This window comes from Burkholderia sp. GW821-FHT14F03 (genome assembly GCF_058803765.1).
Genome location: NZ_JBXAPG010000021.1, coordinates 51914 through 70848 on the forward strand (window position 1 = coordinate 51914; position 18935 = coordinate 70848).

General features: G+C 70.2%; 18 protein-coding genes. 11 read left to right on the forward strand and 7 right to left on the reverse strand.

Annotated features, from left to right (window positions below; genetic code table 11):
* Positions 1–225 precede the first annotated feature (225 nt).
* The 3 genes from AC1RQF_RS16185 (at position 226) to AC1RQF_RS16195 (ending at position 2325) form a co-directional block, all read left to right on the forward strand.
* Positions 226–1140 (forward strand): biotin--[acetyl-CoA-carboxylase] ligase, encoded by a 915-nt coding sequence (locus tag AC1RQF_RS16185; protein WP_273999334.1) that lies wholly within the window; start codon positions 226–228, stop codon positions 1138–1140.
* Positions 1137–1916, forward strand: a complete 780-nt coding sequence (locus AC1RQF_RS16190) for a type III pantothenate kinase (protein WP_492872465.1) — start codon at positions 1137–1139, stop codon at positions 1914–1916. Before AC1RQF_RS16185 ends, AC1RQF_RS16190 begins: the two co-directional genes overlap by 4 nt.
* 103 nt (positions 1917–2019) lie before the next feature.
* Positions 2020–2325, forward strand: a complete 306-nt coding sequence (locus tag AC1RQF_RS16195; protein ID WP_273999337.1) for a hypothetical protein — start codon at positions 2020–2022, stop codon at positions 2323–2325.
* Positions 2326–2371: 46 nt separating this feature from the next.
* On the opposite strand, the gene rfaE2 is transcribed toward AC1RQF_RS16195, so the two are convergent.
* From rfaE2 to AC1RQF_RS16220, 5 genes are all read right to left on the reverse strand, one after another.
* Positions 2372–2854 (reverse strand): D-glycero-beta-D-manno-heptose 1-phosphate adenylyltransferase, encoded by a 483-nt coding sequence (gene rfaE2 / locus AC1RQF_RS16200; protein ID WP_273999338.1) that lies wholly within the window; start codon positions 2852–2854, stop codon positions 2372–2374.
* A 101-nt stretch (positions 2855–2955) separates the two neighbouring features.
* Positions 2956–3816 (reverse strand): ferritin family protein, encoded by an 861-nt coding sequence (locus tag AC1RQF_RS16205; protein ID WP_274004388.1) that lies wholly within the window; start codon positions 3814–3816, stop codon positions 2956–2958.
* A 445-nt stretch (positions 3817–4261) separates the two neighbouring features.
* Entirely contained in the window at positions 4262–5455 is a 1194-nt protein-coding gene (locus tag AC1RQF_RS16210) for a patatin-like phospholipase family protein (protein WP_273999340.1), read from the reverse strand.
* Between the two features lie 30 nt (positions 5456–5485).
* Positions 5486–6223 (reverse strand): PhaM family polyhydroxyalkanoate granule multifunctional regulatory protein, encoded by a 738-nt coding sequence (locus tag AC1RQF_RS16215; protein ID WP_273999342.1) that lies wholly within the window; start codon positions 6221–6223, stop codon positions 5486–5488.
* A gap of 85 nt (positions 6224–6308) precedes the next feature.
* Positions 6309–7136, reverse strand: a complete 828-nt coding sequence (locus AC1RQF_RS16220) for an enoyl-CoA hydratase/isomerase family protein (protein ID WP_273999343.1) — start codon at positions 7134–7136, stop codon at positions 6309–6311.
* A gap of 407 nt (positions 7137–7543) precedes the next feature.
* On the opposite strand from AC1RQF_RS16220, the gene AC1RQF_RS16225 reads away from it, so the two are divergent.
* Positions 7544–7900, forward strand: a complete 357-nt coding sequence (locus AC1RQF_RS16225; protein ID WP_273999345.1) for a DUF1493 family protein — start codon at positions 7544–7546, stop codon at positions 7898–7900.
* A 27-nt stretch (positions 7901–7927) separates the two neighbouring features.
* Here AC1RQF_RS16225 and AC1RQF_RS16230 read toward each other — a convergent pair whose 3' ends face one another.
* The gene (locus AC1RQF_RS16230) at positions 7928–8920 is read right to left on the reverse strand and encodes a fumarylacetoacetate hydrolase family protein (RefSeq protein ID WP_492872466.1); all 993 of its coding nucleotides are present in this window, start codon (positions 8918–8920) and stop codon (positions 7928–7930) included.
* 152 nt (positions 8921–9072) lie between these two features.
* Between AC1RQF_RS16230 and AC1RQF_RS16235 the strand changes: the two genes are divergently transcribed.
* From AC1RQF_RS16235 to metH, 5 genes are all read left to right on the forward strand, one after another.
* Positions 9073–9915, forward strand: coding sequence for an IclR family transcriptional regulator (locus AC1RQF_RS16235; RefSeq protein WP_273999348.1), 843 nt, complete (start codon positions 9073–9075; stop codon positions 9913–9915).
* Positions 9916–10018: 103 nt separating this feature from the next.
* Positions 10019–11212 carry a DUF3108 domain-containing protein gene (locus tag AC1RQF_RS16240; RefSeq protein ID WP_492872467.1) on the forward strand — a complete coding sequence of 398 codons (1194 nt, stop codon included), beginning with the start codon at positions 10019–10021 and terminating at the stop codon, positions 11210–11212.
* Positions 11213–11394: 182 nt separating this feature from the next.
* A complete protein-coding gene (locus AC1RQF_RS16245; protein ID WP_252982541.1) occupies positions 11395–11652 on the forward strand; it encodes a BTH_I0359 family protein in 258 nt (85 codons plus the stop codon).
* Between the two features lie 156 nt (positions 11653–11808).
* Positions 11809–12867 carry a homocysteine S-methyltransferase family protein gene (locus tag AC1RQF_RS16250; RefSeq protein ID WP_273999351.1) on the forward strand — a complete coding sequence of 353 codons (1059 nt, stop codon included), beginning with the start codon at positions 11809–11811 and terminating at the stop codon, positions 12865–12867.
* Between the two features lie 35 nt (positions 12868–12902).
* Positions 12903–15620 (forward strand): methionine synthase, encoded by a 2718-nt coding sequence (metH, locus tag AC1RQF_RS16255; RefSeq protein WP_273999352.1) that lies wholly within the window; start codon positions 12903–12905, stop codon positions 15618–15620.
* 94 nt (positions 15621–15714) lie between these two features.
* On the opposite strand, the gene AC1RQF_RS16260 is transcribed toward metH, so the two are convergent.
* A complete protein-coding gene (locus tag AC1RQF_RS16260; protein WP_273999353.1) occupies positions 15715–16038 on the reverse strand; it encodes a DUF1840 domain-containing protein in 324 nt (107 codons plus the stop codon).
* A gap of 204 nt (positions 16039–16242) precedes the next feature.
* Between AC1RQF_RS16260 and argS the strand changes: the two genes are divergently transcribed.
* Together argS and AC1RQF_RS16270 are read left to right on the forward strand one after the other, a co-directional pair.
* Positions 16243–18027 (forward strand): arginine--tRNA ligase, encoded by a 1785-nt coding sequence (gene argS, locus AC1RQF_RS16265; RefSeq protein WP_273999355.1) that lies wholly within the window; start codon positions 16243–16245, stop codon positions 18025–18027.
* 81 nt (positions 18028–18108) lie between these two features.
* Entirely contained in the window at positions 18109–18927 is an 819-nt protein-coding gene (locus AC1RQF_RS16270) for an SPOR domain-containing protein (RefSeq protein ID WP_492872468.1), read from the forward strand.
* Positions 18928–18935: the final 8 nt, after the last annotated feature.

The window sequence follows — 18935 nt, forward strand, 5'->3', positions numbered from 1 at the left end:
AGACCATGAAGCGCCCCGCCTGTCGCTGAAATCCTCCGCCGGCGCCTTGCGCGCTCGGCGGGCGCGCGAACACGGCCTCGCACGCTCGGGCCTCCCGTGCCGAAAAGAAAGTGAAAGGCGGGCTCGACGCCGCATTCGTCGAGCGGCGCGCGCCTCGCACCGACCTCGCCCGATCGATCCGCGCGTCCGTCGCGCCCCCCGGTCGGCTCTCGTACAATAGCCGCCATGACAGCCACTCCCCTGCCCGCTCACGCGACCATCGATCTGGTGCGCATCGGCTCGCTGCTCGTCGCCGCGCAACCGCCCTGGCCGCTCGATGTCGTCGCCGCCACCGGCTCGACCAATGCCGACCTCGCGCAACAACTGAAGGCGCTGCCGCGCACGCGCGAGGCGCTGCCCCGGCCGATCGTCCGGGTCGCCTACGAACAGACCGCCGGCCGCGGCCGCCAGGGCCGCCCCTGGTTCGCGCAGCCCGGCAACGCGCTGCTGTGCTCGGTCGGCTGCGTGCTGCCGCGCCCCGTGGAGCAGCTCGGCGGCCTGAGCCTCGCGGTCGGCGTCGCGCTCGCCGAAGGGCTCTCGGCCCTGCCGCTCGAAGCCGGCCACGGCGTCGCGCTCAAATGGCCCAACGACCTGCTCGGCACCTTCACCGCGAACGGCGCGACCGGCCTCACGGGCAAGCTCGCCGGCATCCTGATCGAAACCGTCTGGCACACCCGCGACGCGACCGCCGCCGTGATCGGCTTCGGCATCAACGTGCGCGGCGCGGAAGCGGTCGCGGCCGACGTCGCCGCGCTGCGCGCGAGCAACGCGACGCTCGCCAGCGGGCTGCCGCCCACCGCGCTGTCGTCCGCGTGGCCCGCCGCGAACCTCACCGATACGCTCGCCGCCGCGCTCAACGCACTGTCGCCCGCGCTCGCGCTGTTCGGCACGCAGGGGTTCGCGCCGTTCCGCGCGCGCTGGAACGCGCTGCATGCGCATGCGGACCGCGAGGTCATGCTGCTCGAACAAGGCGTCGAGATCGCGCGCGGCACCGCGACGGGCGTCGACGACACGGGCCAGTTGCTGCTCGACACCGCCACCGGCCGTCAGGTGATCGCCGCCGGCGACATCTCGCTGCGGGAGCCCGGGAGTCGTCCGTGAACGGCCCGGTCCTGCTGATCGACGCCGGCAACAGCCGGATCAAGTGGGCCCTCGCGGCGCCGGACGGCGAGCTGGGCGCGGGCGGCGCGTTCGGGCACACGCCCGGCGACGCGCCCGACTGGTCGGCCCTGCCCGCGCCGCGCGGCGCCTGGATCTCCAACGTCGCCGGCCCCGAGGTCGCGGCGCGGCTCGACGCGCTGCTCGACGCGCGCTGGCCCGCGCTGCCGCGCACGACGATCCGCGCGCGCACCGCGCAATGCGGCGTCGTCAACGGCTACGCGACGCCCGACCAGCTGGGCAGCGACCGCTGGGCGGGCCTGATCGGCGCGCGCGCGGCGTTTCCGGACGAACACCTGCTGATCGCCACCTTCGGTACCGCGACCACGCTCGAAGCCTTGCGCGCCGACGGCCGCTTCACGGGCGGACTGATCGCGCCGGGCTGGAGCCTGATGATGCGCGCGCTCGGCGCCCACACGGCGCAGTTGCCGACCCTGACGGCCGACGCCGCGACGCGCCTGCTCGACGCAGCGGCGTCGCAGCCGGCGGAACCGTTCGCCGTCGACACGCCGCACGCGCTGTCCGCCGGCTGCCTGTACGCGCAGGCCGGGCTGATCGAGCGCGCGGCGCGCGATCTCGCCGCCGCGTGGCGCGCGCCGATCCGCGTCGTGCTGTCGGGCGGCGCGGCCGATGCGATCGCACAAGCGCTGAGCCTCGCGCACACGCGCCATGATTCACTGGTGTTGTCGGGTCTCGCGCGGATCGCGCAGGCGGCCTGAGGCGCGCGCGGCGTCGAGGGAGAAGCATCGAGGAGCCGGCGGCAGGCGCGCCGGCATGGGCTGCAAGGACTGATAACCGGTCGAACCGGTGGGAGGCTTGACGATGCTGCGCTGGCTGATAGCTGTGCTGTTTCTCGCCAACATGCTCGCGTTTGTCGTGATGCGCGGCACGTTCGGGCCGTTGCCCGCGGCCGGCCCGCGCGAGCCCGGCCATCTCGCGCAACAGGTGCGCCCCGACGCGCTGCGGGTGACCGCGCTCGCGCAGGCGGCGGACCAGCCGGTGGTCGGCGGCCCGATCGAGCAGCCGAACCTGGACGCCGAACCGCTCGACGCCGCCTCGGCGGCTGCACCGGCCTCCGCGCCGGGGGCCGCCTCCGCGGCCGCGCCCGCCTCGGCCGCGCCGGGCTGACGCGCCCCGGGCGACGCGCCCCGGGCTGGCGCGCCGTGCGCGCGGCTCAGCCGTGCGCGCGGACCTTCTTCAGCAAGGCGGTGGTCGAGCGCTCGAACTCGAACGGGATCGCGAGCGCCCGGCCGCCCCAGCCGCGCACGAGCGCCGATTCCGGCAGCGCATCCATGTCGTAGTCGCCGCCCTTCACGAGGACGTCGGGGCGCAGCGCCCCGATCAGCGCGACCGGCGTCTGCTCCTCGAAACCCACCACCCAGTCCACGCATTCGAGCGCGGCGAGCAGCGCCATCCGGTCTTCCTGGCGATTGATCGGCCGGTCGTCGCCCTTGCCGAGCATGCGCACCGAGGCGTCGCTGTTCACCCCGACGATCAGGGTCGCGCCGAGCGCCTTCGCGTCGGCCAGATAGGTGACGTGGCCGCGATGCAGGATGTCGAACACGCCGTTCGTGAACACGACGGGCCCGTTCAGCGACGCTCGCAGCGCGGCCAGTGCGTCGCGGGTGATCAGCTTGCGTTCGAAGGAGGCGGGCATAGGCATTTCCGTGCGGTGATGAGAGGGGCCGCGGCAAACGCGGCGCCCAAAGAAAAAGCCCGCGGGCGGAACCGGCGGGCTTTCCGGACGCGGCCGGCGCGTCAGGCCGGCTGAATCGAGCCCGTTTCCGCCTGCAGCCGCAAGGTGACTTCCTTGCGATAGCGGTTCAGTTCCTGCGCGGTCGCGAAGGTGCGTTCGAACAGGATCGACAGATTGTGCAGGATCCGCTCGACCACCTTCTTCTCCCACTCGCCGTCGAAACGGATCTGCTCGTCGAGCCAGCGCTCGAGCCATTCCGGATCGGGCAGGCGCGACTGCACCGTGTCGCGCGGGAACAGCGCCTGGTTCACGTGCAGGTTGGTCGGGTGCAGCGGCTTCTCGGTGCGGCGCGCCGACGCCATCAGCACGCCGATCTTCGCGAACGCCGCGCGCGCGACGTCGCCGCAGTTCGTGAGCGCCTTCTTCATGTAGCGCAGGTACGCGCCGCCGTGACGCGCCTCGTCGCGCGAGATGGTCTCGTAGATGTGCTTGATCACGGGCTCCGTGTGCCACTCGGCCGCGCGGCGATACCAGTGGTTCAGGCGGATCTCGCCGCAGAAGTGCAGCATCAGGGTTTCCAGCGGCGGCGCCGGATCGAACTCGAAGCGCACCGCGTGCAGCTCCTCCTCGGTCGGCATCATCTCCGGCTTGAAGCGGCGCAGGTATTCCATCAGCACCAGCGAATGCTTCTGCTCCTCGAAGAACCAGACGCTCATGAATGCCGAGAAATCGCTGTCGTGGTGGTTGTCGCGCAGGAACATCTCCGTCGCGGGCAACGCCGACCACTCGGTGATCGCGTTCATCTTGATCGTCCTCGCCTGCTCATCCGTCAGCAGCGACGCGTCGAACTTGTCCCACGGGATGTCCTTCTCCATATCCCAGCGGACAGCTTCGAGCGATTTGTAAAGTTCCGGATAAAGCATGGTGTTCATGGTCCCACCCCTGTTCTGCGCAATGCGACATCTAAACGAGATTGTTGCGGATACACCGCCCGGTGCAGGGGCGCTCTCGCAACCAAGTCAATAATTTTACGCGCCAAACCAGCCCGCGGATGCAGGTTTCGCACCGATTGCGGGCGGCCTTGCAGCCGCTGTGGGGCAAGCCGCACGAAGCAATCCGCTGAAGCGGAGCCGCCCGCGCGTGCCTGTGAAGACGCCGGCGTCCTGCCGGCTTCGTTGTCGGGCCTGCTCGCGCAGCCGTCCAGGACGGGGGCGCGGCGGGCTGCTCGATATGGTGTATTCGGCGGCGGCCATGATAGCACGCGACCATGACCGATCCGCGACACCGGATTCGCCCCGATTGACGCCGCTGCGGCAAAGCGCCGCACCGAAAGTCGGCCGAAAGCGTCGCGTAAATGCAACCCGGCGGTCAGGCCCCGTGATTGCCCGCGCCGCGCGGCGCGCGCGGCGCATCCGCCTGCGCGATCCAGCCGGCCAGCGCCTCGCGCTGGCCGAGCGCGTCGCGATAGCCCAGCGCCACCAGCTCGCGCGCGAATTCGGACTCGAACAGCAGGTAGCTCGCGAACGACGCGCCGGCCGGCTGGTTGCCGCCCACCGCGCCCAGCAGCCCGCGCACCGACAGGGGCAGGCGCTTCAGGTGCTTCGCCGCGATCAGCTCGATGCGCTCGGACGGCGCGATCGCGAGCACGTCGACGTGCCGCCAGCCGCTTTCGGGTTCCACATGGTGCGGCAGGTGCTCGATCACGCCGTTGATGTGCTCGATCCGCTCGATGTCGGTGCCGATCGAATCGAGGAACACGCTCGCAAGCACCTGCTGGCCGATCTGCGCGAGCGACGGGTAGCCGCGCCCGCCGCCGTTCAAGGCCGGCACCTCGGGCCGCGCCGCGGCGGCGCCGACCACCACGATGCGGTCCGCGCCGAAGTGGATCGCGGGGGACAGCGGCGCGATCTGGCGGATCGAGCCGTCGCCGAAATATTCGATCTGGCCGTCCAGCACGAGCGGCACCGCCGGGAACACGAACGGGATCGCCGACGACGCGAGCAGGTGCGCGGCCGACAGGTCCACCATGCGCGCCGTGCGCTGCGCGCGCCGCCACGCGTGGATCGGCTCGCTCGCCTGGTAGAAGGTCAGGTGGCGGCCGCTCGTATAGCTGAGCGCCGTCACCGACAACGCATGCAGGGTGCGCGCCTCCAGCATCTGCTCGATCCGGTGGAAGTTCAGCTCGCGCTGCAGCAGGTGCGCGAGCGGACTGTTGTCGAGCAGGCCGCGCGGTGCGCGGCGCGCGGCCCAGCCGACGCTCATCGCCGCGAGCCAGCGCGCGCCGGCGGCCGCGATGCCGAGCCAGTCGGTGCGGTACACGTGGTCCGCGCGCAGTTGCTCCCAGAACGCGAGCAGGCGGCGGGCGCCGTGCTCGAAATCGTCGGCGTGGCTCGCGAGGGACGTCGCGTTGATCGCGCCCGCCGACGAACCGCAGATCACCGCGAACGGCAATTCGCGCCGATCCGGCAGGGCCGCGCGCGCGATCTCGGCCAGCGCCTTCAGCACGCCGGTCTGATACGCGGCGCGCGCGCCGCCGCCCATCAGCACGAGCGCGAGCCGCATGCGCGCCTCAGCGGAGCCCGGCGCCGCGCATCACGCGCTCCGCTTCGCCGCTTTCTTCGCGGCGCGGGGGGCGCCCTCGGCGGGCGGCTCGGCCGCCGCGCCCGGCCGGGGCGACGCCGTGCGCCGCGCGGCCGCCGGTTTCGCGGCCGCCGGCTTAGGGGCGGCCTGCCTGGCCGCCGGCTCCTTGCCGGCAGGGGACGCCGGCGCGGCCGCCGCGCCCGGCTGGGTCATCGCGAAGCTCGCGAGCTGGTTGAACTGCGACTGCAACAGATTCCACCAGCCGGCCGGGTCGAATGCCTCGGGCGTCTGCCCGGCCGATTCCGGCCCCGCGCCGGCCGTGGCCTCGGCGGCCGGCGCCCCGGCGGCGGACGGCGGCGCGACGCCGGGCTCGGCGCTCGCGACGGCCGCCTCGGCGGCCTCCATCGACGACTGCGCGAGCGCGCCGAACGCGCGCAGCGTGGCGAGCGTCGCGCGCTGCACCTCGAGCGCCTGGATCGCCGATTGCAGCATGTTCAGGTTGAGCTTCAGCCATTGCTCGACGGCGCGCAGGTCGGTGATGCGCTTGTCGAGTTCCTCGACGCTCGCGAGCGGCGCCATCAGGTCGGACATCGCCGACAGCGACGGCGGCAGGCCCTGCGCCGAGCCGGGCAAGCCGGCCATCCCGCCGAACGGCGACAGGCGCATCATCTCCCACATCTTGTCGAACAGGCCCGCGGGCGGGAAACCGGCGAAGCCGGCGAACGGTGAGGAACCGGTGGTGTCAGTCATACGGTCATCCTTGCTGATGAATGTGGCGGACAACGAGCGCGCGGCGCACGGCCCCGATCATAGCGCGCGGGCCGCGCGCCGGGTTTCAGAACGGCGCGCCGCCGGAGAAATCGGGAGCGCGGCGCTCGCGCAGCGAACGGATGCCCTCGTGCACGTCCGGCCCCGAGAATCCCATGAATTCGAGCGCGAGCGACGCATCGAAGGTCGGGCCGGCCATCCGCAGCCAGTTGTTGAGCGCGTACTTGGTCCAGCGCAGCGCCGTCTGCGAGCCGTGCGCGAGCCGCTCCGCGACCTCGTACGCCTTCGGCAGCAGGTCCGCATCGTCGACCGCGAGCGACACGAGCCCGATCCGCTCCGCTTCCCCGCCGCTCAGCGGTTCGCACAGCAGCAGGTGGTACTTCGCCTTCGCCATCCCGCACAACAGCGGCCAGACGATCGCCGCGTGGTCCCCCGCGGCGACGCCGAGGCGCGTATGGCCGTCGATGATGCGCGCGCTTTTCGCGGCGATCGACACATCGGCCAGCAGCCCGGCGACGAGCCCCGCGCCGACGGCCGGCCCATGCATCGCCGACACGATCGGCTTGCCGCAGTTGATCACGTTGTAGACGAGGTCGCGCGCCTCGCGCCAGACCCGCGCGCGCACCTCGAAATCGTTCGCCATCTGTTCGACGAGCGCGAGATCGCCGCCCGCCGAAAAGCCCTTGCCTTCGCCGCGGATCACCGCGACGCGGGTCTCGGGATCGCGATCGACGTCGCGCCAGATATCGGCCAGCTCGCGATGCATGCGCTCGTCCGCCGTGGCGAGGCCGCTGCGATTCGTGCCGGCGCCGCTCATCACGATCTCGAGGATCCCGTGCGGCCGGCGCTGCACGTGCAGCGCCTCATAGCCCGAATACAGTGAGAGATCGGCCATGCGCGGCTCCTTGACTGAGAAAGGTAAGGGAAAGAGTGTAGCGAACACGCCGCCCATCAGCATCGGGCGTTACCCGCTCGCGACGCGCCGGAACGCAGCAGCGCGGCGGATTGTTCCGCACGCGGCGACGCCGCGCGGCCGCCCGAAACAATCGGGTCCGGACGTGACGAAATCTCGCGGGTTTATTTTCATGCGGGCATGCCGCGCCGCACGGGTTCCGTTCATCATGTCCGCCACGGTCGGAGCCGGGGCCGCGATTCCGGCGCAATACGAACGCAATACAGGCGCGTCGTGCGCGTGCGGCGGGCCGGGCGGTTGCGGCGCGTCCGGCCGGCGGATCGGCGCCGGGCCGAACCGGCCGAGGCGCGCGCCGCCGCGCACTTACACTCCGAATCCATGTATTCCCGATGGCTTACACCACCTGGATCCAGCTGGAATCCTTCGTTCGCCGGGAAATCGGCATGCGGCCGTACTGGCCGGTCCACCGCGCCGACCGGCTGGAGCAGGACCTCGACGTCACCGGCGACGACGCCGGCGACTTCATGCGCAGGTTCTTTGCCCACTTCCCCGTCGATCCCGGCGACTACGCGTTCGACCGCTACTTCTGCACGGCCGGCTTCAGGCCGCTCGAACGGCTCGCGATGCCGTTCTCGCGGAAACTGCGCCGCAAGTACGACAGGGAACCGCTGACGGTCGGCATGCTCGAGCATGCGATCGAACTCGGCGTGTGGGATTCGCGGCGGCTCGCGGCCGCCGTGCGGTGAAACGCGGCGCGCCGCCGCGCCCCTGCGTCAGGCCGCGCCGTCGGGCGGCGCCACCGCTTGCTCGATCGCGCCGAAGATCGACTTGCCGTCGGGATCGACCATCTCGATCCGCACCTTGTCGCCGTAGCGCATGAAGGGCGTCTGCGGCGCGCCGTGCTCGATCGTCTCCAGGCAACGCTTCTCCGCGATACAGCAATAGCCGCGCTTCGCATCCTGGTTCGACACCGTGCCCGAGCCGACGATCGCCCCCGCGCGCAGGTTGCGCGTCTTCGCGGCGTGCGCGATCAACTGGCCGAAATGAAACACCATGTCGGCCCCCGCTTCGGGCTGGCCCACCTTCTTGCCGTTCCAGTGCACGAGCATCGGCCGATGCACGCGCCCGTCGCGCCAATGCTCGCCCAGTTCGTCCGGCGTCACCGCGACCGGCGCGAAGGCGGTCGCCGGCTTGCTCTGGAAGAACCCGAAGCCTTTCGCCAGCTCGGCCGGAATCAGATTGCGCAAGGACACGTCGTTGACCAGCGTGACGAGCCGCACCGCCTTCAGCGCATCGTCGGGCGTCGCGCCCATCGGCACGTCGGCCGTGATCACCGCGACCTCGGCCTCGAAGTCGATGCCCCACTCCTCGGAACGGCACACGATGTCGTCACGCGCGCCGATGAAATCGTCGCTGCCGCCCTGGTACATGAGCGGATCGGTCCAGAACTCCGGCGGCATCTCCGCGCCGCGCGCCTTGCGCACCAGTTCCACGTGATTCACGTAGGCGGAGCCGTCCGCCCACTGGAACGCGCGCGGCAGCGGCGCCATGCAGTTGGCCGGCTCGAAGCCGAACACATGACGCGCGCGGCCGTGGTTCAGCGCGTCGTACAGCTCGCGCAGCTGCGGCGCGTAGAACGCCCAGTCGTCGAGCACGCGTTGCAGGGTCGGGGCGATCGCGTCGGCGATCGCCGCCGTCTGCAGGTCGCGGGACACGACGATCAGCTGGCCGTCGCGCGTGCCGTCCTTCAGCGATGCAAGTTTCATAGCGGGGAGAGAACCGTGGTAGTGACGATGGAAGGAATCTATTTTACGATGGTGAATCCGTGCGGCGGCATCCGCGCGGCGGGCGGCCGCCCGCGCGCCGCCCGTCCGCTTCCCTTCCTTCTCGTTCGCGCGCCGTGCGCGCCGCCCCGCCCATGTCCGTATCCGCCGCTCCAGACGACGATCTCGCCGACGACGCCACCGAGGAGAAAGTCCGCTCGGGCATCCAGTCGATCGAAGTCGGCTTCCGCCTGCTCGACGTGCTCACGCACGAGCCGCGCGCGATGATGCTGCGCGATCTCGCGCAACGCGCGGGCATGAGCCCCGCGAAGGCGCACCGCTACCTCGTGAGCTTCCTGCGGCTCGGGCTCGTCTCGCAGGACCCGGTGTCGGGCCGTTACGAACTCGGCGGCTTCGCGCTGCAGATGGGCCTCGCCCGCCTCGCGCGCATCGACGGCGTGAAGCTCGCGCGGATCGCGCTCACCGCGCTGCGCGACCAGCTCGACCAGACGGTCGGGATCGCTGTGTGGGGCAACCAGGGGCCGACCGTCGTGCACTGGATGGAGTCGAGCCATCCGGCCCGGGCGTCGCTCAAGCTCGGCGACGTGATGCCGCTCCTCGGCTCCGCCACCGGGCTGCTGTTCGCCGCCTACCTGCCGCGCAGCAAGACGGCGGCGCTGCTCGAGCGCGAACTCGCCGACACGCGGCGCTCGCCGCACCACGGCGGCCCGCGCACGCCGGCCGAGGTCGAGACCCTGCTCGCCGAGGTGCGCGCGCACCAGGCGGCCCGCGTCGAAGGCATGCTGCTGCCGACCATCCATGCGTTCTGCATGCCGGTGTTCGATGCGGTCGGCGATCTCGCGCTCGCGCTGATCGTGCTCGGCCACGAAGGCGCGTTCGACATTCGCTGGGGCGGCGAGATCGACGTCGCGCTGCGCGCCTGCGCGCAAAAACTGTCCTACGAACTTGGGTATAGTGAGGCCCCGCGCGACGCCTGAGCGCGCGCGGCCCTGCGCGAACGTTCGCGCGCGCGGCCGGTCCCAGCGATGAAGCCGCGCCGTCGCCCGATTCACGTTTGCCCGAGCCCCGCGTCCCCACTCCATGCCGCCGCTGTCCGCTTCGCCCCGTCCGTCCCCCGCCGCGCGCCGCGCGTGGCGGCTCGGCGTCGTGCTCGCACTCGTGCTCGGCCTGCACGGCCTGGCCGGCCTGTGGCTCACGCGCTATCGCGACCCGTTCAAGCCGCTCGCGCCCGTCGACGCGCCGATCGAGATCGCCCTGCTGAAACCGCAGCCCATCGAACGCCAGCCGGCCGCCGCGCCGCGCCGCGAGGCCGCGCACAGCGATGCGCCGCGCCGCGCCGCCGCGCCGCCGGCCCCCTCCGCGCCGCCCGTGCTGAGCGCCGTCGACACGGCGAGCACGCCGCTCACCACGCCCGCGAGCGCGTCGAGCGCCGCCTCGGGCGCGGCCGCCGGATCGGGCGCGGCCGCCGCAGCGGCCGGCGATGCGCATGCCGCGCACGCCGACGCCGAACACGCGGCGGCGGGCGTCAAGTTCCTCGCGCCGCCCTCCGGCGATCTGCAGTACGACACGTTCTACAACGGCGTGCAGAACGCGACCGGCACGATCCTGTGGCGCAGCGACGGCCGCAGCTACACGCTGTCGGTCACCATGCCCGTGCCGTTCGTCGGACCATTCAGATACCACAGCCGCGGCCGCATCGATGCGTTCGGCATCGCGCCCGACCAGTACATCGAGCAGCGCGGCAAGCGCCCCGAGGACATCGCGATCTTCAACCGGGAGACGAAGCAGATCGTCTTCACCCGCACCCCGACTTCGCTCGCGCTGCCCGACGGCGCGCAGGACCGCTTCAGCATGCTGATGCAGTTGGCCGGGCTGCTGCGCGGCGCCCCCGACACCTATCGGCCGGGCGTCACGCGCGAGTTCTATGTCGTCGACAACAACAACGGCGAGATCTGGCCGATCACCACGATCGGCGACGAGACCGTGCAGACCGCCGAGGGCAGCCTGCCCGCGCGGCACTTCATGCGCCTGCCGCGCCGCCCGGGCGACACGCGCCGCATCGATCTGTGGCTCGCGCCGTCGCTCGACTGGCTGCCCGCGCGGATGGTGCAGACCGAACCGAACGGCGCGCAGATCGAACTCGTGTGGCACGGCCGGCGCGCGCCGGCCGCGGGAACGGACGCCGCGCCGGACGCCCCAGCGCCGGGCGCGGACAGCGAGCCGGTAAATTCGACCGCCCCTGCCGAGACCGATCCCGCCCCCGCGACCCCTTGACAATCTTTGACACGAAATCCTGTCCACGCGCAAACTCACGGAAACGTTTTACCGATATCGGCTTCTAAACCGATACGCCCCCTCCGCTTGCGGGCGTGCAGCGCCAACCCCTTGAAACCGGCCCGGCCTGCCCCATCTACCGGGCAACAAGGCCAGAAGCCACAGCGAAGAGGAGTGCCGCCATGCAAATGATCTACAACAGCCCCAACTACTGCGTCGTCGAGTTTCCGCCGCAGCAAGGCCACCACGCGATGAATGCGGGCGGCTACGAAATCGTCGACAAGCACGCGCAGCGCGAGATCTTCATCGACGGTGAACTGGCGGCACGGTTCCGCGAGCATGTGAAGCAACTGATCCAGGACGAGCCGAGCCTCGACGAGGTCGACGAATTCCTCGGGCAATTCGACAGCCTGATGACCCAACCCGTCGTGCTGCACTGAGCAGCCGCCGGCCCGCGCCGCCGGCTGCGCCGCGGGTCGTTTCCTCCACGCACTCCTCTCCCCCCGCCCGGTCCGCCGCGCGGGGGGTTTGCTTGATCGGCGGCACGTGCCGCCACCCGCTACAATGACGGTTTCCCGACTCGCCGGTAAACCGACATGTCCGCGTCCCGACCGCTCGCCCCGTCCGCCCGCTACACGCGCGGCGCCGCGCTGCCCGCGCTGCTGCAGCAGCGCATCCTGATCCTCGACGGCGCGATGGGCACGATGATCCAGCGCTACAAGCTCGACGAGGCCGCCTACCGCGGCGAGCGTTTCCGGGATTTCCCGCGCGACGTGAAGGGCAACAACGAGTTGCTGTCGATCACGCGGCCGGACCTGATCCGCGAGATCCACGACCAGTACTTCGCGGCGGGCGCCGACATCACCGAGACCAACACGTTCGGCGCGACGCGCGTCGCGCAGGCCGACTACGGGATGGAAGACCTCGTCGTCGAGATGAACCTCGAATCGGCGCGGCTCGCGCGCGAGGCGGCCGAGCGCCACTCGACCCCGGGCAAGCCGCGCTTCGTCGCGGGCGCGATCGGCCCGACGCCGAAGACCGCGAGCATCTCGCCCGACGTCAACGATCCGGGCGCGCGCAACGTCAGTTTCGACGAACTGCGCGATACATACTATGAACAGGCCAAAGCGCTGCTCGACGGCGGCGTCGACCTGTTCCTGGTCGAGACCATCTTCGACACGCTGAATGCGAAGGCCGCCCTGTTCGCGCTCGACGAACTGTTCGAGCACACCGGCGAATGCCTGCCGATCATGATCTCGGGCACCGTCACCGACGCCTCGGGCCGGATCCTGTCCGGCCAGACGGTCGAGGCGTTCTGGAATTCGCTGCGCCACGCGAAGCCGCTCACCTTCGGCCTGAACTGCGCGCTCGGCGCGGCGCTGATGCGGCCCTACGTGGCCGAGCTGGCGAAGCTCTGCGACACCTACCTGTCGTGCTACCCGAACGCCGGCCTGCCCAATCCGATGAGCGAGACCGGCTTCGACGAGACGCCGGACGTCACGTCGAGCCTGCTGAAGGAATTCGCGCAGGCGGGCCTCGTGAACATCGCGGGCGGCTGCTGCGGCACGACGCCCGAGCACATCGCGGCGATCGCCCGGGCGCTCGCCGACCTGAAACCGCGCCGCTGGCCCGCGCAGTACAGCGAAGCCGCCTGAGCGCGCCCCCCAAACCCGCCCCCGCCCCCACTGCCATGACCGATCACACGATGCGTCTCGCCGGCCTCGAGCCGTTCAACGTCACGCCCGGCACGCTGTTCATCAACGTCGGCGAACGCACCAACGTCACCGGCTCGAAGGCCTTCGCCCGGATGGTGCTCAACGGCCAGTTCGACGAGGCGCTCGCAGTCGCGCGCCAGCAGGTCGAGAACGGCGCGCAGGTCATCGACATCAACATGGACGAGGCGATGCTCGATTCGAAGGCGGCGATGGTGCGCTTCCTGAACCTGATCGCCTCCGAGCCGGACATCGCGCGCGTGCCGATCATGATCGACTCGTCGAAGTGGGAAGTGATCGAGGCGGGCCTCAAGTGCGTGCAGGGCAAGGCGATCGTCAACTCGATCTCGCTGAAGGAAGGCGAGGAAGCCTTCATCCACCACGCGCGCCTGATCCGCCGCTACGGCGCGGCGGCCGTCGTGATGGCGTTCGACGAGACCGGCCAGGCCGACACCTACGCGCGCAAGACCGAGATCTGCACGCGTTCGTACGACATTCTCGTGAACCGGTGCGACTTCCCGCCCGAGGACATCGTGTTCGACCCGAACATCTTCGCGGTCGCCACGGGCATCGAGGAGCACAACAACTACGCGGTCGACTTCATCGAGGCGACCCGCTGGATCAAGCAGAACCTGCCGCACGCGAAGGTGAGCGGCGGGGTGTCGAACGTGTCGTTCTCGTTCCGCGGCAACGATCCGGTGCGCGAGGCGATCCACACCGTGTTCCTGTACCACGCGATCCAGGCCGGCATGGACATGGGCATCGTCAACGCGGGCCAGCTCGGCGTGTACGCCGACCTCGACGCCGACCTGCGCGAGCGCGTCGAGGACGTGATCCTGAACCGCCGCGACGACTCGACCGACCGCCTGCTCGAAGTCGCCGACAAGTTCAAGACCGGCGCGGCGAGGAAGGAAGAGAACCTCGAATGGCGCAACCAGCCGGTCGAGAAGCGTCTCGCGCACGCGCTCGTGCTCGGCATCACGAACTTCATCGTCGAGGACACCGAGGAGGCCCGCGCGAAGATCGCCGCGGCGGGCGGCCGCCCGATCAGCGTGATCGAAGGGCCGCTGATGGACGGCATGAACATCGTCGGCGACCTGTTCGGCCAGGGCAAGATGTTCCTGCCGCAGGTGGTGAAGTCGGCGCGCGTGATGAAGCAGGCGGTCGCGCACCTGATCCCGTTCATCGAGGAGGAAAAGCGCCTGCTCGCCGAGGCGGGCGGCGACGTGCGCGCGAAGGGCAAGATCGTGATCGCCACCGTCAAGGGCGACGTCCACGACATCGGCAAGAACATCGTGTCGGTCGTGCTCCAGTGCAACAACTTCGAAGTCGTCAACATGGGCGTGATGGTCCCGTGCAACGAGATCCTCGCGAAGGCGAAGGTCGAGGGCGCCGACATCATCGGGCTGTCCGGCCTCATCACGCCGAGCCTCGAGGAAATGGCCTACGTCGCCTCGGAGATGCAGCGCGACGACTACTTCCGCATCAAGAAGATCCCGCTCCTGATCGGCGGCGCGACCACCTCCCGCGTGCACACCGCCGTCAAGATCGCGCCGCACTACGAAGGCCCGGTCGTCTACGTGCCGGACGCGTCGCGTTCGGTGTCGGTCGCGTCGAGCCTCCTGTCCGACGAGGGCGCGACGCGCTATCTCGACGAATTGAAGGCCGACTACGACCGGATCCGCGACCAGCACGCGAACAAGAAGGCCCAGCCGCTCGTCACGCTCGCCGAGGCGCGCGCGAACCGGACCCCGCTCGACTGGGCGAACTACACGCCGCCCAAGCCGAAATTCATCGGCCGCCGCCTCTTCAAGAACTACGACCTGAACGAACTGGCGACCTACATCGACTGGGGCCCGTTCTTCCAGACCTGGGACCTCGCCGGCCCGTATCCGGCGATCCTCAACGACGAGATCGTCGGCGAATCGGCGCGGCGCGTGTTCTCCGACGCGAAATCGATGCTCGCGCGCCTGATCCAGGGCCGCTGGCTCAGCGCGAACGGCGTGATCGCGCTGCTGCCCGCCAACACCGTCGGCGACGACGACATCGAGATCTACAGCGACGAATCGCGCAGCGAGGTGATGATGACCTGGCGCAACCTGCGCCAGCAGAGCGTGCGGCCGGTGGTCGACGGCGTGATGCGCCCGAACCGCTCGCTCGCCGACTTCATCGCGCCGAAGGCGTCGGGCGTGGCCGACTACATCGGCCTGTTCGCGGTCACCGCGGGGCTCGGCGTCGACGTGAAGGAGCGCCAGTTCGAGGCCGACCACGACGACTACAGCGCGATCATGCTGAAGGCGCTCGCGGACCGCTTCGCGGAAGCGTTCGCGGAGCTGCTGCACGCACGCGTGCGGCGCGACCTGTGGGGCTATGCGAACGACGAGACGCTCGGCAACGACGATCTGATCGCCGAGAAATACAAGGGCATCCGCCCGGCGCCCGGCTATCCGGCCTGCCCGGACCATCTGGTGAAGCGCGACATGTTCGAAGCGCTTCATACAGACGAGATCGGCATGAGCCTGACCGATTCGCTCGCGATGCTGCCCGCCGCCAGCGTGTCGGGCTTCTACCTCGCGCACCCGGAGAGCACCTATTTCTCGGTGGGCAAGATCGGCCAGGACCAGCTCGACGATTTCGCGCGGCGCATGGCGCTGTCCCCGGAGGACGCGCGGCGCGCGCTCGCGCCGCTGCTGTGACGACGCGCCGGGGCGGCGGCCCGCCTCTTCAAGAAAAAAGCCCGCATGCATGCGGGCTTTGGCACATCCGGCGCGGCGTCGACGCCGCGCGGGCTCAGAAGCCCCAGTGGATGTCGGCGTTCTGCGCCTTCGCCTCGCGCAGCATCACCAGGAACGGCGCGACGCGCTGGGCCAGGCTCGCCGGCACCTCGTGGTGCGCGTGATCCGGCTCCTCCTCGTGGAAATGCCCCGCGTGCTCGGCCCGTTGCTGCTTGGCCTGCGCAACCGCGCCTTCCAGCTTGGCGATCGCGCCGTCGAGTTCGTCGGACGTGATCACCCCGCGCTCGCCCAGCTGCTTGCCGACGATACCGAGCACGTACACCGCGAAATCCTTCAGCACGTCGAGATCCTGTGCCGCTTTGCTCTTGAACGTAATCATGACAATCCCTTTTCATCTTGTTGTGCGTGCCGGCCCCCGCTGCTCCGGAAGCCCGGCGAGCGCGCATCAGGCCGCTCGGGCGCATGGCACCTGAACGGCATATTAGCACCTGTTAAAATTCAACGATTCCTGAAACGCGCGCCCCCGGGCGCGCCGGCGTCCCGGCCCAGGCGGGCCGTCGTCAACGACATTTAACGACCAGCCATGCTGCCCGCACACAAACACACTCTCGAAACCCTGCTCGCCGACAGCGTCAAGCAGGTGGTCCAGGACCTCAAGGGCGACGCCGACGCGGCGTTCGTCACCCCCGCGATCGCGCTCGAGCGCCCGAAGGCGGCCGCGCACGGCGATGTCGCCTGCAACGTCGCGATGCAGCTCGCGAAGCCGCTGGGGACGAATCCGCGCCAGCTGGCCGAGCGGATCGTCGCCGCGCTGACCGCGCAGCCGGGCGCGCAGGACCTCGTCGAGGCCGCCGAGATCGCCGGCCCCGGCTTCATCAACCTGCGGCTGACCGCCGTCTCCAAGCAGGCCGTGGTCGGCGCGGTGCTGGCCGAGGGCCGCACCTTCGGCCAGTCGACGCGCGACGCCGGCAAGCGCGTGCTGATCGAATTCGTGTCGGCCAACCCGACCGGCCCGCTGCACCTCGGTCACGCGCGCCAGGCGGCGCTCGGCGACGTGCTCGCGAGCGTGCTCGCGAGCCAGGGCTACGCGGTGCACCGCGAGTTCTACTACAACGACGCGGGCGTGCAGATCAACAACCTCGCGCTGTCGACGCAGGCGCGCGGGCGCGGCCTGAAGCCCGGCGACGCGCTCTGGCCGGAAGCCGCGTACAACGGCGAATACATCGCCGACATCGCGCGCGACTACCTGGCGGGCGAGACGGTCGCCGCGTCGGACGGCGTGCCGGTCAAGGGCGCCGCCGACCTCGACGACCTCGACGCGATCCGCCGCTTCGCGGTCGCCTACCTGCGCCGCGAGCAGGACATGGACCTGAAGGCGTTCGGCGTGGTGTTCGACGAGTACTACCTGGAATCGTCGCTGTACAAGGAAGGCCGGGTCGAGCAGACGGTCGACGCGCTGGTCAAGGCCGGCATGACCTACGAGCAGGAAGGCGCGCTGTGGCTGCGCACGACCGACGAGGGCGACGACAAGGACCGCGTGATGCGCAAGACCGACGGCACCTACACGTATTTCGTGCCGGACGTCGCCTACCACGTGACCAAGTGGCAGCGCGGCTACACCAAGGTGATCAACGTCCAGGGCACCGACCACCACGGCACGATCGCGCGCGTGCGCGCGGGCCTGCAGGGCCTGCACGTCGGCATCCCGAAGGGCTATCCCGACTACGTGCTGCACAAGATGGTCACGGTGATGCGCGACGGTCAGGAAGTGAAGATCTCGAAGCGCGCGGGCAGCTACGTGACCGTGCGCGACCTGATCGAATGGTCGGGCGGCGCGCAGCCGGGCGCCGAGGTCGCGCCGGACCAGCTCGACGCGGCCACCCTCACGCGCGGCCGCGACGCGGTGCGTTTCTTCCTGATCTCGCGTAAGGCCGACACGGAATTCGTGTTCGATATCGACCTCGCGCTGAAACAGAACGACGAAAACCCGGTCTACTACGTGCAGTACGCGCACGCGCGGATCTGCTCGGTGCTCAACGAACTGAAGGCGCGCTACGGCGTCGACGCCGCGCAGCTCGCGACGGCCGACCTCGCGCCGCTGTCGAGCAAGTCCGCGATGTCGCTGCTGCAGAAGCTCGGCGAGTACCCGGACCTGCTCACGCATGCGGCGGGCGAGTTGGCGCCCCACGCGGTCGCGTTCTATCTGCGCGACCTCGCGGGTGAGTTTCACTCGTTCTACAATGCGGAGCGCGTGCTTGTCGACGACGCGGCGCCCCGCAATGCGCGCGCCGCGCTCCTCGCCGCCGCGCGGCAGGTGTTCGAGAACGGCCTCGCGGTGCTCGGCGTGTCCGCGCCCGAGAAGATGTAACGCGCGAGGACAGACCGTCACGGGTCGCGGCGCCGTCCGGCCGCGACCGTTTCACGATTCTTTTTGCAGGTGACTCAAGCAATGGCAAAACCACGCCGCACTACCAAGCAGTCGAAACAAGCCGGAGGAACATTTCTGGGTATCGTGCTGGGGCTGATCGTCGGCCTCGCGATCGCGGTAGTGGTGGCGCTCTATATCACGCGCGCGCCGTCGCCGTTCGTGTCGAAGGTGCCGCCGCCCACCGATGCCGGCGCAAGCCAGCCGCAGCAATTCGATCCGAACCGCGCGCTGCAGGGCAAGACGCCCGGCCAGCCGGTCCCGCAGGCCGCCCAGCCCACGCCGCCGAACACCGCGCCGGGCCAGGCCGCGAATCCGACCCAGCCGGGCCTGCTGCCCGAACCGCAGATCGTCGAGGTGCCGGGCGCCGCGACCAACGGCGACGCGAACCCGGGCGCGGACAACGGCGTCGCCGTCGCGCCGAAGCCCGCCGACATCACGCCGCCCGTGAAGAAGCCGTCGACCGCGACGGCCGCCGCGCCCTCGTCGTCGCCGTCGACCGCCAGGAACGCGCAGGCGCAGACGCCGCCGAAGGCGACCGCGTCGGCCGCCGCGACCGCCGCCAAGCCGACCTCCTCCGCGACGGCCGCGACCGCCGACGCGAACACCGGCTATTTCCTGCAGGTGGGCGCGTACAAGACCGAGGGCGACGCCGAGCAGCAGCGCGCGCGCCTCGGATTCCAGGGTTTCGAGTCGAAGGTGTCGAAGCGCGACGTCAGCGGCGTCACCTACTATCGCGTGCGGGTCGGCCCGTTCACGAAGTTCGACGACATGAACTCGGCGCGCCAGCGGCTGTCCGACGCTGGTGTCGATACCGCGGTGATCCGCTTCACGAAGCAGTGACGGGCGGC